Consider the following 13,408-nt stretch of genomic DNA (forward strand, 5'->3'; position numbering starts at 1 on the left):
GCCCATCATCGTCCCGCCGCGCCACCCCGCGCTGACCCGTTAGCGTGCGGAATCGGCTCGCGGATGGCCCGGGCGGGCGGCTAGCGTGCGCGGGATGCTGATCCGTGAATTCGGCGAGGCCGACTGGGTGCAGGTGCGGCCGATCGTCGAGGACGTCGTCACCGCCGGAGACACCTTCCCGTACGACCCGGCATGGCCGGCCGAGGTGCTGCACGACGTGTGGGTGGAACGACCCCCCGGCCACACCGTGGTCGCCGAGGAGGACGGGACGATCCTCGGCACCGCCAAGATGGGCACCAACAGGCCGGGGCCCGGTTCGCACGTGGCCACCGCCAGTTTCATGGTGGCCGCCGCCGCCCGGGGTCGCGGCGTCGGCCGGGCCCTGGTCGAGTACGCCCTGGACTGGGCCCGCCGGCAGGGCTACGCGGCCATGCAGTTCAACGCCGTGGCGGAGTCCAACGCGACGGCCGTGGAGCTGTACCGGCGGCTCGGGTTCACCGTGATCGGCACCGTGCCGGAGGCGTTCGCCCACCCGACCCTGGGCCGGGTGGGGCTGCATGTGATGCACCGTCCCCTGTGACCGACGCCGGTGGGTCAGCGCCCCACCGACACCGGCTCCGCGGGTGCGGCCGGGGCACCGGCCGGCCAGCCCAGCCGGCGTACGCCGGGGACGGCGGCGGTGCCGGCGCAGGCGAGCAGCACCAGCAGCCCGGCGACGGCCAACGGCGCCGGTGCGCCCCAGGTCCGGGCGGCGAGCGGGGCGAGCGCGTACCCGATCGGCATGGCGCCCAGCGACATCAGCCAGTCGTAGGAGGTGACCCGGGCCAGCACCTCGGGCGGGAACTGGCCCTGCACCACCGTCTCCCAGACCGGGTTGAGGAAGCCGAGGGCGGTCAGCGCGAGGCAGTAGGCGGTGACCACCACCGGGGCGGGTGCGGCGGCGGCGAGCAGCAGCAGCGGCGCCGCGTACGTGGCCAGGGCCAGGTTGCCCAGCAGCACCGGCCGGCGGGGGCGGGCCCGGGCGGCGAGCAGCGACCCGGCCAGCAGGCCGACCGCCCCGACCTGCTGGAGCAGCACCCAGACGCCCTCCCCGCCGAGCCGGTCCACCGCGATCACCGGGCCGACGGTGAGCAGCACCGCGGCCGCGCCGTTCCACACCCCGTGGGCGAGCAGGCTGCTCCAGTACCAGTCCCGGGCGCGGACCTCCCGCCAGCCGAGCACCAGGTCGGCGCGGAGCGACCGGTGCGGCACGGGCACGTGCCGGACCCGGATGGCCGACAGCAGCGCGGCGCTGGCCGCGAACGAGGCCGCGTCGAGCACGAACGCCCAGCCGGGGCCGGCGGTCCAGAGCAGCAGGCCGGCCAGGGCCGGGCCGGCGAGCCGGCTGGCGTTGGCGGTGACGCCCATCAGCGCGTTGGCCCGCTGCCGGCCGTCGCCGTCGACGGTGCCGGCGACCAGCGGGGCGGCGGTGGGGTTGGCGAACGCCGAGGCCGCGCCGCCGACGGCCGAGGCCGCCGCGAGGTGGACCAGCGCCGGGGCGCCGCCGAGCAGTTCGACGCCGACGACCAGCTGGGCGGCGCAGCGCACCAGGTCGGTGAGAAGGGCGACGCGCCGGGCGTCGAACCGGTCGGCGACCACGCCACCGAGGGGCAGCAGCAGCAGCCGGGGCAGCATGGCGCAGCCGAGCACCACGGCGAGGGCGGCCGTCGACCCGGTGGCCCGGAGCACGGCCAGGGCCAGGGCGGTGGGAACGACCGCGTCGCCGACGGCGGAGACCGTGCGGCCGAGGAAGAGCAGGCGGAAGGCGGGTAGCCGGAGGGGGTGCGTCACCATCGCAGAATACTTCGACGTCTAATATTTAGACAACGAAATTTTGCGACCCGGCGTACGGTGAGCGGGTGACCGCCCGTGACCGCATCGACCAGCACATCGACCGCTGGCTGCCCGTCCTGGCCGACCTGGACCCGGACGTCGAGGGCGCGGTCACCCGGATGTCGGTGCTCACCCGGCACCTGCGCGACGTCAAGGACCGGGCCCTGGCCGACCTGGACCTGCAGGAGAAGGAGTACGGCACGCTGCACGCGCTCGCCGGCCGCGGCGGCCTGGCCGCCCCCTCGGAGATCGCCGGCGACCTGCGGATGGCACCCGCCTCGATCACCGCCCGGGTGGACGCGCTGGTCCGCCGCGGCTTCGTCCGGCGGATCCCCTCCGCGGTGGACCGTCGCCGCATCGACGTGGAGCTGACCGACGCCGGCCGGGCCGCCTGGCGGCGTGCCATCGGGGTGGTCGGCGACGAGGAGCACCGGGTGCTCGGCGCCCTGACGCCGGACGAGCGACGCGTCCTGTCGGACCTGCTCCGCCGGGTCACCCTCGCGGCCGAGGGCACACCGGCCCGATCCGGAGCCTCCGACGATGTCGGTGGGCCGGTCTAGGTTGGTCGCAGACCGCAGCCGCACGTCCGAGGAGGCACCATGACCACACTCGTCGACCGACCGCACACCGCCCTGCTCGTCATCGACGTTCAGAACGGCGTCGTGGCCCACTCCCACGACCGGGACCGGGTGATCGCCAACATCGCCACCCTGGTCGACCGGGCGCGCGCCGGCGGCGTCGAGGTCGTCTGGGTCCAGCACAACAGCGACGAGCTGCCCACCGGCAGCGAGCCCTGGCAGTACGTGCCGGAGCTGGTGCGCCGCGACGCCGAGCCGCTGGTGCACAAGGCGTACGGCGACTCGTTCGAGGAGACCGACCTGGAGTCGGTCCTGGCCGCGCGCGGCATCGGCCAGCTCGTCGTCACCGGCGCACAGACCGACCAGTGCATCCGCTCGACCCTGCACGGTGCGATCACCCGGGGCTACGACGCGACGCTGGTCGCCGACGCCCACACCACCGAGGACCTCACCGCCTACGGCGCGCCGCCGCCGGACCAGGTGATCGCCCACACCAACCTCTACTGGCGCTACCACAACGCTCCCGGCCGCACCGGCGGCACCGTCGACACCGCAGAGGTCGACTTCGCGGTGCCCGCCCCCGCCTGACAGTCGAGGGCGGCGGAAAACGCCTGGCCGTCGGCGGGCGCGGCTGGGAGGCTGCGCCGCATGAGTTCACAAGCCCTGGCCGGTGCGCTCGCCGACGACCGCCGTCGTGCCGTGTTCGCCGCGATCGCGCTCGGCGAGGCGGACCTTCCCGCCGTCGCGGCGCGCACCGGACTGTCCGCGCGTGACGCCGCCACCGCCGTACGCCGGCTGGTGGACGTCGGTGTGGTGGCCGACGACAACGTCGGGCTGCGCATCGACGGGGAGTGGCTACGGGAGCTGGCCCGGGCGGGCGGCCCGCCGATGGCGGCGCCGGCGGCGAACCCCCGGGAGACGATCCTGCGCACCTTCCTGCGCGACGGCGTGCTGACCCGACTGCCCGCCCAGCGCGGACGCCGTCGCGTGCTGCTCGAACACATCACCGAGCGCTCCTTCGAACCGGGCGTGCGGTATCCGGAGCGGGCCGTCGACGACGCGCTACGGGCCTGGTGCGACGGTAGCGGCGCCGACCACGTCACGCTGCGCCGCTACCTGGTCGACGACCTGCTGCTCGCCCGGGACCACGGCGTCTACTGGCGGCCCTGAGCCGGAAAAGCCGTTGACCGTCCGGCGAGGATCGGGCGGTGAGCACCTGGACGACGCATCCCACCCATCCCGCCACGCCGGACGCCGCGGCACTGCTGCGCGAGTACCTGGCGGAGATGGTCCGCCGCTGGCACCGCCGCCCGGAACGGCCCGGCGAGGTCGACCTGGCCCTCGCCGAGTCACCCAGCGATGACCTGGTGGCGCCCACCGGGCTGCTCCTGCTGGCCTACCGCGACGGGGCCCTCGCCGGCTGCGCCGGGCTGCGCTGGCGCCCCGAATGGGCGGAACTCACCCGGGTCTACATTCGCCCCGCGCACCGCGGCGCCGGCGGCGGGGCCGCCCTGCTCGCCGCGGTCGAGGCGCACGCCCGGGCGGCGGGAGCGGACCGGATCCGGCTGGACACCCGCGCCGACCTGGTGGAGGCCCGCGCCCTGTACGCCCGCAACGGTTACGCCGAGATCCCCGCCTTCAACGACGACAAGTACGCCCAGCGCTGGTTCGAGAAGCTCCTGCCGACCCGAGTTGACGATGCCGTCGCGCCGCGCTAAACCAGAACTCGAGGACTTGAGTCACACAGACTCAACTTGACGTCCCTGGGTCCAGGACGCCGCCGGGGGATCAGCGCCTGACGGCGGGTCAGGTGGGGGTGTCCATCGCGGACGCCCCCACCGCCATGTCGGGGGTCGCCGGGTAGAGCCGGGCCAGCGCGTGCGCGGTGGCGGTCAGCCGGTCCCGCAGCTCCGCCGGCTCCAGCACCTCCACCTCGGCGCCGAGCTTGAGCAGCTCGGTGTGGGCGTGCTTCATCGACTCGATCGGCACGGTGGTCTCCAGCCAGCCGTGCTCGTCGGGCTCGCCGGCCGCCGCCCGGGCCGCCCGGCTCATCTCGGGCGGGAAGACGTACGGCATGAACTCCAGCGCGGCCGCCGTCATGCGGACCCGGGCGTGGGCGCGGTAGACGTCCCGCTCGTACCGCTGCGTCCACTCCCGCCAGTACCCGGCCAGGTCGAAGTCGGCCGACCGCGCGTACCGCTGGTCGCGCACCACCAGGTCGAGCACCGCGCCGACCCGGTAGGTGCGCAGCTGCTCGTCGCAGCGGGCCACCAGATACCAGCGGCCCGCCTTGAGCACCACCCCCAGCGGCGCCACCACCCGGGTCACCTCGCGCGGGGCCCGCCAGCGCCGGTAGCGCATCTCCACCAGTCGGTCCTCCCACACGGCCCGGGCCAGGGCCGCCAGGTGCGGGGTGGGCTCGGGGTGCCGGAACCAGCCCGGCGCGTCCAGGTGGAACCGCTGCCGCATCCGCCCGCCCCGGTCGGCCAGTTCGTCGGGCAGCGCGGCGAGCACCTTCAGCTCGGCCGCGGCCACCACCGGCCCGAGGCCCAGCTCGGCGGCCGGGCCGGGCATCCCGGCCAGGAACAACGCCTCGGCCTCCGGGGCGGTCAGCCCGGTCAGCCGGGTGCGGTAGCCCTCCACCAGCTGGTAACCGCCGGCCGGCCCGCGGTCGGCGTACACCGGGACGCCGGCGGCGCTGAGTGACTCGACGTCCCGGTAGACCGTCCGGACGGAGACCTCCAGCGCGTCGGCGAGCTCCTGGGCGGTCATCCGCCCCCGGGTCTGCAGGAGCAGCAGCAGGGAGACAAGGCGACTGGCGCGCACGGCTGACCGTAACCCGGGCGGAAATGCGGTGGTTGCCCGGCCCGGGTGCTGCTGCTCGACGAGCCGACGAACTACCTCGACTTCGACTCGCTGGAGGTGGTCGAGGCGGCGCTGCGCGAGTTCCGGGGGACGGTGGTGATGGTCAGCCACGACACCTGGTTCGCCGAGGCGGTCGGCTTCGACCGGCGCTGGCGGGTCGCCGACGGCCGCCTGGTCGACGAGACGGTGTGACCTTCGTCGGGTTTCCGTCGGGCGCGCCTCGTCGCGATTCACCGCGCCGGCTGAGAGCCTTTCTCACATGCTGCGTCCCGAGGTGCTCCGCGGGTCGGCCCGGCCCGCCCTGCCGGGCGGGCCGACCGACTTCACCGAGGCGTGGCTGCGCAACCGGCGGCTGTCGGAGCACACCCGGGACGCGTACCGGCGGGACATCACCGGTTGGTTGAGCTGGTGCGCCGGCCGCGGTCTCGAACCGCTGGGGGTCAGCTTCCTCGACGTCAACGCCTACGCCCGGGAGCTGGAGTCCACCCTGGCCGCCCGCAGCGGCCGGCCGCTCACCCCGGCCACCGTGGCCCGCCGGCTGTCCGCCCTGTCGAGCTGGTACGACTTCCTGGTCAAGCTGCGCGCCATCGGGGCCAACCCGGTCGCCGCCGCGGACCGACCCCGCGTGGACCGGGACCACTCCGCCACCGTGGGGCTGACCCCGGAGGAGGTGGACGCGCTGCTCGCGGCCGCCGAGGCGGGCACCGGGCCGACGGCCGCCCGCAACCGGGCCACCGTCGCCCTGCTGGCCGATCTGGGGCTGCGGGTCGGCGAGCTGATCTCCCTCGACCTGACCGACCTCGGCGCCGAACGCGGGCACCGCAGTGTGCGGTTCGTCGGCAAGGGCGGCAAGGCACGCCGCCGGGCGCTCACCCCCGGCACCGCGTACGCGGTGGACGCCTACCTGGCCGCGCGGGCCGCCGCGCAGGGGGTGACCGTGCCGGAGCTGACCGGTCCGTTGCTGGTCACCGCCACCGGCGCCCGGCTGGACCGGCACTCGGTGTTCCGGCTGGTCCGCCGGCTCGCCCAGACCGCCGGCATCCCCGCCTGGGCGAAGCTGTCCCCGCACTCGCTGCGGCACGCGTTCGCCACCACGGCCCGGGCCGAGGGGGTGCCGCTGGAGGACGTGCAGGACGCGATGGGGCACGCCGATCCGCGTACCACCCGCCGCTACGACCGGGACCGGCACAACCTCGACCGCGACCCCGCGTACGTCATCTGGGCGGCCCGGGCTCGCCGACGGGCATGACGGGCGTCGCCGCGGTCGCTGACCGGCCATGGCGGGAGCAGGGCCAGCGGGTGGGGTCACGGGGCGACCCCACCCGCTGGGACCGCTCACTCGTTGTGGAGCACCTCCGCGATCCTCAGGCGGGCCGCGCGGCGGGCCGGGACCAGCGCCCCGACCAGTGCGATCAGGACGCCGGCGATGCCCAACAGAGCCAGCGTCGGAGCGTGCCACATGTTCAGGACGACCGCCGGGATGGTGAGCTGCGCCGCGTCGGCGGTGAGCGGGATGATGTGCCGGTGCGCGACGATCCCCAGCGGGATGCCGAGCACCCCACCGACCGCGCCGAGCAGCGCCATGGACGCCAGCACCATCGTCACGACCTGGCGCGGGGTCATCCCGATCGACTTCAGCATGCCGAGGTCGCGGCGGCGCTCGTGAACATTGAGCATGACCGTGTTGAACACACCGAGCGCCGCCACCGTGGACAGCAGCAGCGCCAGCACCGCCGAGAAACTGATCACGACCACCGCGAAGTCGCTGAGCTGCGAGGTGTCCCACGCGTCGATGGCCGGGTCGGCCGCCGTGACCGCCGCGACGTACGCCGCGACGTCGCCGCCCCGGACCAGCTGGACCTGGTAGTACACCTCCCACGGTTTGACGACCCGGTCCGGGGCCAGCTCGGCCAGCACGCGCCGGTCGACGAAAGCTGCGGGCGGACCGGCGGCGCCGTCCATCGTCTCGCCCACGATCGTCAGCTCCGTCCGCCGCCCGTCGAGCTCGAGGGTGACCTGGTCGCCGACCGCCAGCCCGCGCTCGCGCAGCACCTCCGACGGCACCACCGTCTCGTCCGACCGCGTCATCCAGCGGCCCGCGGTGAGCTCGTCCTCGTAGCCCATCGACGCGGCGTCGCCGCGCACGAAATTCACCGGCAGCGGCTGCGTCTGCCCCAGCGCAGGTACCGGCATCCCCAGCACGGCCGTCACGCGCGCCACGTCCGGCAGGCCACGCAGCAGCTCCTCCACCTGCGCGTCGGACCGGCCGGTCATCGACGGCGCCACACCCGGGTCGGGCGGCTGGCCCTCGGCGGAGAGCCGGCTCCGGCCGTCGGACGGCCGGACGCCGATCTGCCCGGACGCCCGCTCCTCAATGGCGGAGATCCGGGTCAATGTGTCGGCCAGCCCGGTCGCGAACGTCACCGTGGTCACGCCCAGCAGGACGGCCGCGACCGTGAAGGCGGTCCGGCCCGGCCGCGCGAACGGCAGCCCCAGCCCGAGGCTCACCGACCGGGGTAGCCGGGCACCGGCCAGGCGGCGCTGTACGCGCAGGCCGCGACCGGTCCGGGGTGAACTGCCGGCGCTGATCGCCTCAGCCGCCGACAGCCGCCGCGCCCGCATCGCCGGCACCAGCGCGGTCACCGCGACCAGAAGCGGCACGCCCAGCAGCGCCGCCGCCCACACCCAGGGCGCGGCGCCGATGCCGCCGCCGAGCCCGAGCCCCTCGAAACCCTCGCTGAGCAGCGGTTGAGCGGCGAGGGCGCCGGCGACGGCGCCGACCACGCAACCCACGATTGCGGGGACCGACACCATCACGAGGTACACCGCCACGACCTGCTGCGGCGTGAACCCGAGCGCCTTGAGCACCCCGATGTGCCGGAACCCGGAGATCACCGCGCCGCTGACGACGTTGCCCACGATGACGATCGCGACGACGAGACCGAGCACGCCGAATGTGGCGAGCAGCGGCACGTACACGCCGATGTCCGACGCCACCTTGTCCTTGACGACCAGGTACGGCTGGGCGGCGAGCAACGCGTCGGGGGCCAGCCCGCGCGTGATGGCGGCGAGGTCCGCCTCGACCGCGGCCGTCGTCGACACGTCCCCGGCGAACCGGTAGAGCATCTGCACCGCCGTCGGCTTCAGCGCCGTCATCTGCTCCGGCGTCACCCAGGCGTCCGCGGTCTGGCCGAGGCTGTACGCCCGCCCCACCACCGCGAACGTCTTGCCGCCGAGCGTGACCTCGGTGGGCAGCCCGCCCGGCGGGCCGGCGCCGTCCATCGGCGGCTGGTTGAGCACCACTTCGCCGGAGCCGGTCGGCCAACGCCCCTGCCAGAGGTTGAGCCGGTCGACCGGGCCACCCGGGTCGGCGCGCCCCACGACGGTGAGCGGCCCGCGCGGACCGGGCCCGCCACCCTCGCCGAGATCGAGCGTCACCTGCCCGAACGGGCCCGCTGCCGCCGCCACGCCGGTGCGCCGACCGGCGAGCTCCGCGTCGGAGACCTTCGCCGGGTCGAACACCGCGACCGCATGCGCACCGCGCTGCGCGGCGAAGGCCCGGTCGAAGGGCGCCGACGACGCGTCCAGCAACACCAGCGCGACCACGATCGTGGCGGTCGACAGCAGTACGACCAGGCCGATGACGAACGTCTGCAGCTTTCGCCGCCGTACTGCGGCGCGGGCCGTCCGCCAGACCGCGCTCACACCCGGTCCAGGGTGCGCTCGCGGGCGATCCGGCCGTCGGCGAGCTCGACCAGCCGGCTCGCGCACCGGGTGGCCAACCGCTCGTCGTGCGTGACGATCAGCAGCGTCTGACCGATCTGGTTGAGATCCAGCAGCAGGTCCATCACCTGCTCGCCGGCGCGGCTGTCCAGTGCGCCGGTCGGCTCGTCCGCCAGCAGCAGCGCCGGACGGTTCATCAGCGCCCGCGCCACGGCGACCCGCTGCCGCTCGCCACCGCTCAACGCTGCCGGGTACACGTTGCGTCGGTCCGCGATGCCCAACTCGTCGAGGAGCTCCAGCGCCCGCTTGCGGGCCGGGCCGATGGCGGTGCCGGTCAGTTGCGCCGCGAGCGCCACGTTGTCCAGCGAAGGCAGGTCGTCGAGCAGGTTGAAGAACTGGAAGATCATGCCGATGCGGTGCCGGCGGAACAGGGCCAGCCTGGTCTCGTTGAGCCGCCCCAGGTCCTCCCCGTGGACCTGCACCGACCCGGACGTCGGCCGATCCAGCCCGGCGATCATGTTCAACAGCGTGGACTTGCCGCAGCCGGACGGCCCCATCACGGCGACCGCCTCGCCGGTGCGGATCTCCAGCGACACGCCGTCCAGTGCGATCGTGTCGCCGTACTCCTTGCGTACGCCGTCCAGCCGTACGACGCAGGTGTCAGTGGTCATGGGGGCACGCTATGGGCGCCGGTACCGGCACGGCATCGGCCCGTGGATGCAACTCGCCGGCGGCGTCATCCCGGAGATGTACGCGGCTGAACACCGGGGATGATGCCGTGCCGGGGCGAGTCTGCGAAGGTGGTGGTTGTGCAATCCGCGACGGTGTGGCTCGGCGGCGCCCTCGCGGTGGCCTGCGCGGTTGCAGCGTGGCTCGGCGTGGCATTCCTGCGCGCACGCCGCCGCCACCACCGCGCGCTGGAGCAGCGGGGCTGGCTCCTCGAACGTGAGCGGGAGAGCGCGGCCCGGACAGCCGTCGACGCCGAGCGGGCCCGGATCGCCCGTGAGCTGCACGACATCGTCAGCCACAACGTCACTCTCATGATCGTCCAAGCGGCGGCGGCGCGCGAGATCCTCGCGACCATGCCGGAGGAGGCAGCGACGGCGCTGTCGGCCGTCGAGCGTGCCGGCAGGGACACCATGACCGAGCTGCGGCACCTCCTCGGACTGCTGGCACCACCGGCAGACGGCGACGGCGAGGACCGCAGCGACCGCACCGGCCTTGCACCGCAGCCCAGCCTGAGCCGGCTCAGCCCGCTCGTCGACCGCATCTCGTTCGCCGGCCTGCCGGTGGACGTGCGTATCTCGGGCGAGCCGCGCCCGCTTCCGAGCGGGATCGACGTCACCGCGTACCGCATCGTCCAGGAGGCCCTGACCAACGCACTGAAGCACAGCGTCGGGGGGAAGGCCGAGGTGACGATCCGCTACGCGGAGCGATACCTGCGGATCGAGGTCCTCAACACCGGACCCAGCGTGCTGACCGGGGACGGCACCGGCACGCGGGCGACCGGCGGCGATCGCGGCGCCGGCCGTGGCCTGGTCGGGCTACAGCAGCGGGTCACCGTCTACGGCGGCGACCTCGACGCGAGGCGCCGGCTCGGCGGCGGGTACCGCGTCCGCGCCCGCATCCCGGTGGACCCGCAATGATGCCGGTCGCCGGGTCGTACCGCGGGTTCGCGGCACCCGAGCCGCGGCCGGCGCCGAGGGTCCTCATCGCCGACGACCAAGAGCTGATCCGGACCGGTTTCCGACTCATCCTGACCGCCCGGGGCATCGACGTGGTCGGCGAGGCCGCCGACGGGGCCGAGGCGGTGGTGGCCGAGCGACGGTTCCGGCCAGACGTCATACTCATGGACATCCGCATGCCGACGATGGACGGGCTTGAGGCGACCCGGCGCATCCTCGAACACAGCCCGCGCTGCCGGGTGCTCATGCTCACCACGTTCGACCTCGACCAGTACATCTACGCCGCCCTGGCCATCGGCGCGAGCGGCTTCCTGCTCAAGGACGTCACCGCGGACCATCTCGCGGCGGCGGTACGGCTTGTCGACACCGGTGACGCGCTTCTGGCGCCCTCGATCACCCGGCGGCTCGTTCAGCGCTTCGCCGCAGGCGACCAGCGCATCGGCGATCGCCCGCCGACACCCGCCGTTCACCGCGATCTCGCTGTGCTGACGCCCCGGGAGCTGGAGGTGCTCACGCTCCTGGGCCGCGGTCTGTCCAATACTGAACTGGCCCGGCAGTTGACCCTCAGCGAAGCGACCGTGAAGACGCACGTGGCGCGGATCTTCGCCAAGTTGGCGCTACGCGACCGAGCCCAAGCGGTGGTGCTCGCGTACGAGAGCGGCCTGGTGAGCCCTGGCGACGCATGAGGTGCGACGAGGGCCGGCGACGACTCCGGCAGCCGCTACGAGGTGATGAGTCCAGCGCGACGGTCGTACCCCGGAAGGCGGTGCTGCGCCGCGCCGCCTGCGCGGCGCAGCGGCCCGCCTGGAGCGGAGGCTCGCCGCGCTGCTGAAGCAATGGCGACGTCGGCTCGCCGGCGGATCACGCCTGGCGAGCCGACGACGTCGTCAGCTCTGCTGACGCGGGCAGAGGCAGAACGGCTGGCCGATCGGGTCGATCAGCACCGTCCACCGCTCGCCGCCGGGCTGGAACTCCGGCTTCGACGCGCCGGCAGCCAGGAACTCCTTCTCGGCGACGGTCACGTCGTCGACGTACAGGTCGAGGTGGTAACGCTTGCCGGCGGTCTCGTCCGGCCAGGCCGGCGGCGCGTACCCGGGCACCAGGCCGAAGCCGATCGAGACCCCGTCCTTGCTGATCATCGCGTACTCGGCCTGGCTGTGGGTGACCTCCCAGCCGAGGACGCGGGAGTAGAACCCGGCGTGGGCGACCGGGTCGGAGCTGTCGAGGTTGACCATCGCGAGGTCGGCGTGCACTGTCATGCCGCCCATCCTGTCGACCGAACCTGACATCTTCTGGCAGGTACCTCGGCCGTTTTTCCGCCGAGCGGCTCCAGGTGCCGGGGGCGGGCGACAGGGGACGCAAGTTCCTGCGCGCGCCCGTCCCGGTCTCTACGGTCGAAGCTGATGGGCAGGGAGCAGGGGTGGACCAGGCCGGCCCGGCGGCGCCGGCCGGTACGCGCGGGCGTGCTCTTCGGCGGCCTCGGGATCGGCCTGTGCCTGGTCGGAGTGGCCGGCCTCGGCGTCTGGAACCTGCAGGTGGTGCTGCAGGCCAACGGCCCGGTGCGCGACACCACCGACGCGTTCTTCCGGGAGGTCGCGTCCGGCGACACCGACCACGCGTACGAGAAGCTGTGCCGGGAGGCCCGCGGCAAGTGGAGCCAGGTCGGCTTCGGCAGCTGGGTACGCACCCCACCGCAGGTCAGTGGCTACGAGATCACCGACGTGTCGGTGGCCACCCGGAGTGGCCTCCCGCGCGGGACGGTGAAGGTGCGGTTGACCCGCGACGGCGGCGCCAGCGAGGAGCGCACCCTGCCGGTGGTGCAGGAGGACGGGAAGTGGCGAATCTGCGGGGACCCGTTCTGACCTCGACGACTTCCGGAGCGGCGCGGCCGGCGCCGGCGACCGTGGTCGACCTGGGCGGTCCCTGGTCGACGCCGGGTCGGGGGGACGTGCCGCAGGAGTGATCAGCCCCGCGGGCCGAGGTCGCCGGAGCGGTAGTGCCGGCGGCAGAGCACCTGGTAGCGCACGTCGGCGGTGTCCACGGTGTCGCCGATGACGACCTGCTCGCCCTCGCGGACCACCCGCCCCTCGACGACCCGGGCGTTGAGCAGGCCTTCCCGGCCGCACCAGCAGAGCACCTCGACCTGGATGCGGGCCACCTCGTCGGCGAGTTCGAACAGCCGCTGCGCGGCCGGGAACAGGCAGGAGCGAAAGTCGGTGGCCAGGCCGAACGCGTACACGTCGACGTCGAAGTTGTCGACCAGGTCGGCCATCTGCTCGACGTGTTCCAGGTTGTAGAAGGACGCCTCGTCGCAGATCAGGTAGTCGACGCGTACCCCCTCGGCCCAGGCGTCGCGGACCAGGTCGCGCAGGTCCAGGTCGTCGGTGACCTCGATGGCCGAGTGGGCCAGGCCGATCCGGGTGGTGACCTGCGGGCCGAGCGAGCGGTCGATACGGGTGGTGACCAGGCCACGGCGGCCCTGCCGGGCGTGGTTGTAGTTCATCTGCAGGGCCATCGTGGACTTGCCGCAGTCCATCGGGCCCCAGAAGAACTTCAACGCGGCGGCGTGCAGCGGGCGTCCGTCCACGGCACGGGCGGCGGCGCAGCCACCGGCAGGGTCGTCGCCGGGGCCGGGGAGGGGCCGGGCCAGGCAGATCGGGGCAGCGGCGTCGTCGGTCACGTCGG

16 protein-coding genes are annotated in these 13,408 nt (G+C 74.0%); 10 read left to right on the forward strand and 6 right to left on the reverse strand.

Annotated elements, in window-relative coordinates:
• Positions 1-94: 94 nt before the first annotated feature.
• Positions 95-580 (forward strand): GNAT family N-acetyltransferase, encoded by a 486-nt coding sequence (locus tag ACFYOS_RS20885; protein WP_387143943.1) that lies wholly within the window; start codon positions 95-97, stop codon positions 578-580.
• 14 nt (positions 581-594) lie between these two features.
• Here the strand turns inward: ACFYOS_RS20885 and ACFYOS_RS20890 are convergent, their stop codons facing one another.
• On the reverse strand, positions 595-1,830 hold the full coding sequence (locus tag ACFYOS_RS20890; protein WP_387143945.1) for an MFS transporter: 1,236 nt from the start codon (positions 1,828-1,830) through the stop codon (positions 595-597).
• A gap of 68 nt (positions 1,831-1,898) precedes the next feature.
• On the opposite strand from ACFYOS_RS20890, the gene ACFYOS_RS20895 reads away from it, so the two are divergent.
• From ACFYOS_RS20895 to ACFYOS_RS20910, 4 genes are read left to right on the forward strand one after another with little or no spacing between them, the layout of a single operon-like run.
• A complete protein-coding gene (locus ACFYOS_RS20895; protein ID WP_387143948.1) occupies positions 1,899-2,432 on the forward strand; it encodes a MarR family winged helix-turn-helix transcriptional regulator in 534 nt (177 codons plus the stop codon).
• A 39-nt stretch (positions 2,433-2,471) separates the two neighbouring features.
• Positions 2,472-3,038 (forward strand): cysteine hydrolase family protein, encoded by a 567-nt coding sequence (locus tag ACFYOS_RS20900; RefSeq protein ID WP_387143951.1) that lies wholly within the window; start codon positions 2,472-2,474, stop codon positions 3,036-3,038.
• A 60-nt stretch (positions 3,039-3,098) separates the two neighbouring features.
• Positions 3,099-3,620, forward strand: a complete 522-nt coding sequence (locus ACFYOS_RS20905) for a DUF2087 domain-containing protein (protein ID WP_387143954.1) — start codon at positions 3,099-3,101, stop codon at positions 3,618-3,620.
• 38 nt (positions 3,621-3,658) lie between these two features.
• The gene (locus ACFYOS_RS20910; RefSeq protein ID WP_387143957.1) at positions 3,659-4,168 is read left to right on the forward strand and encodes a GNAT family N-acetyltransferase; all 510 of its coding nucleotides are present in this window, start codon (positions 3,659-3,661) and stop codon (positions 4,166-4,168) included.
• Positions 4,169-4,256: 88 nt separating this feature from the next.
• On the opposite strand, the gene ACFYOS_RS20915 is transcribed toward ACFYOS_RS20910, so the two are convergent.
• Positions 4,257-5,276, reverse strand: a complete 1,020-nt coding sequence (locus tag ACFYOS_RS20915) for a helix-turn-helix transcriptional regulator (protein ID WP_387143960.1) — start codon at positions 5,274-5,276, stop codon at positions 4,257-4,259.
• Between the two features lie 45 nt (positions 5,277-5,321).
• Here ACFYOS_RS20915 and ACFYOS_RS20920 point away from each other — a divergent pair, with 45 nt between their 5' ends.
• Both ACFYOS_RS20920 and ACFYOS_RS20925 read left to right on the forward strand, forming a co-directional pair.
• Entirely contained in the window at positions 5,322-5,507 is a 186-nt protein-coding gene (locus tag ACFYOS_RS20920; RefSeq protein WP_387143963.1) for a hypothetical protein, read from the forward strand.
• 67 nt (positions 5,508-5,574) lie between these two features.
• Positions 5,575-6,564, forward strand: coding sequence for a tyrosine-type recombinase/integrase (locus ACFYOS_RS20925; protein WP_387143966.1), 990 nt, complete (start codon positions 5,575-5,577; stop codon positions 6,562-6,564).
• Between the two features lie 86 nt (positions 6,565-6,650).
• On the opposite strand, the gene ACFYOS_RS20930 is transcribed toward ACFYOS_RS20925, so the two are convergent.
• Positions 6,651-9,020 (reverse strand): FtsX-like permease family protein, encoded by a 2,370-nt coding sequence (locus tag ACFYOS_RS20930; RefSeq protein ID WP_387143969.1) that lies wholly within the window; start codon positions 9,018-9,020, stop codon positions 6,651-6,653.
• On the reverse strand, positions 9,017-9,709 hold the full coding sequence (locus ACFYOS_RS20935) for an ABC transporter ATP-binding protein (RefSeq protein ID WP_387143972.1): 693 nt from the start codon (positions 9,707-9,709) through the stop codon (positions 9,017-9,019). The genes ACFYOS_RS20930 and ACFYOS_RS20935 overlap by 4 nt, the downstream gene beginning before the upstream one ends.
• Before the next feature lie 153 nt (positions 9,710-9,862).
• On the opposite strand from ACFYOS_RS20935, the gene ACFYOS_RS20940 reads away from it, so the two are divergent.
• Together ACFYOS_RS20940 and ACFYOS_RS20945 are read left to right on the forward strand one after the other, a co-directional pair.
• On the forward strand, positions 9,863-10,684 hold the full coding sequence (locus tag ACFYOS_RS20940) for a sensor histidine kinase (RefSeq protein WP_387144203.1): 822 nt from the start codon (positions 9,863-9,865) through the stop codon (positions 10,682-10,684).
• Entirely contained in the window at positions 10,681-11,409 is a 729-nt protein-coding gene (locus tag ACFYOS_RS20945; protein ID WP_387143975.1) for a response regulator, read from the forward strand. The genes ACFYOS_RS20940 and ACFYOS_RS20945 overlap by 4 nt, the downstream gene beginning before the upstream one ends.
• Positions 11,410-11,610: 201 nt before the next feature.
• Here the strand turns inward: ACFYOS_RS20945 and ACFYOS_RS20950 are convergent, their stop codons facing one another.
• Complete coding sequence (locus ACFYOS_RS20950; protein WP_387143977.1) at positions 11,611-11,982, reverse strand: VOC family protein; 372 nt, start codon at positions 11,980-11,982, stop codon at positions 11,611-11,613.
• Positions 11,983-12,126: 144 nt separating this feature from the next.
• On the opposite strand from ACFYOS_RS20950, the gene ACFYOS_RS20955 reads away from it, so the two are divergent.
• Complete coding sequence (locus ACFYOS_RS20955) at positions 12,127-12,585, forward strand: hypothetical protein (protein WP_387143980.1); 459 nt, start codon at positions 12,127-12,129, stop codon at positions 12,583-12,585.
• Positions 12,586-12,686: 101 nt separating this feature from the next.
• Here the strand turns inward: ACFYOS_RS20955 and ACFYOS_RS20960 are convergent, their stop codons facing one another.
• Positions 12,687-13,403, reverse strand: a complete 717-nt coding sequence (locus ACFYOS_RS20960) for a thymidine kinase (RefSeq protein WP_387143982.1) — start codon at positions 13,401-13,403, stop codon at positions 12,687-12,689.
• Positions 13,404-13,408 lie beyond the last annotated feature (5 nt).

It is taken from the genome of Micromonospora sp. NPDC005806, from assembly GCF_042871425.1.
Classification (GTDB): Bacteria; Actinomycetota; Actinomycetes; order Mycobacteriales; family Micromonosporaceae; genus Micromonospora.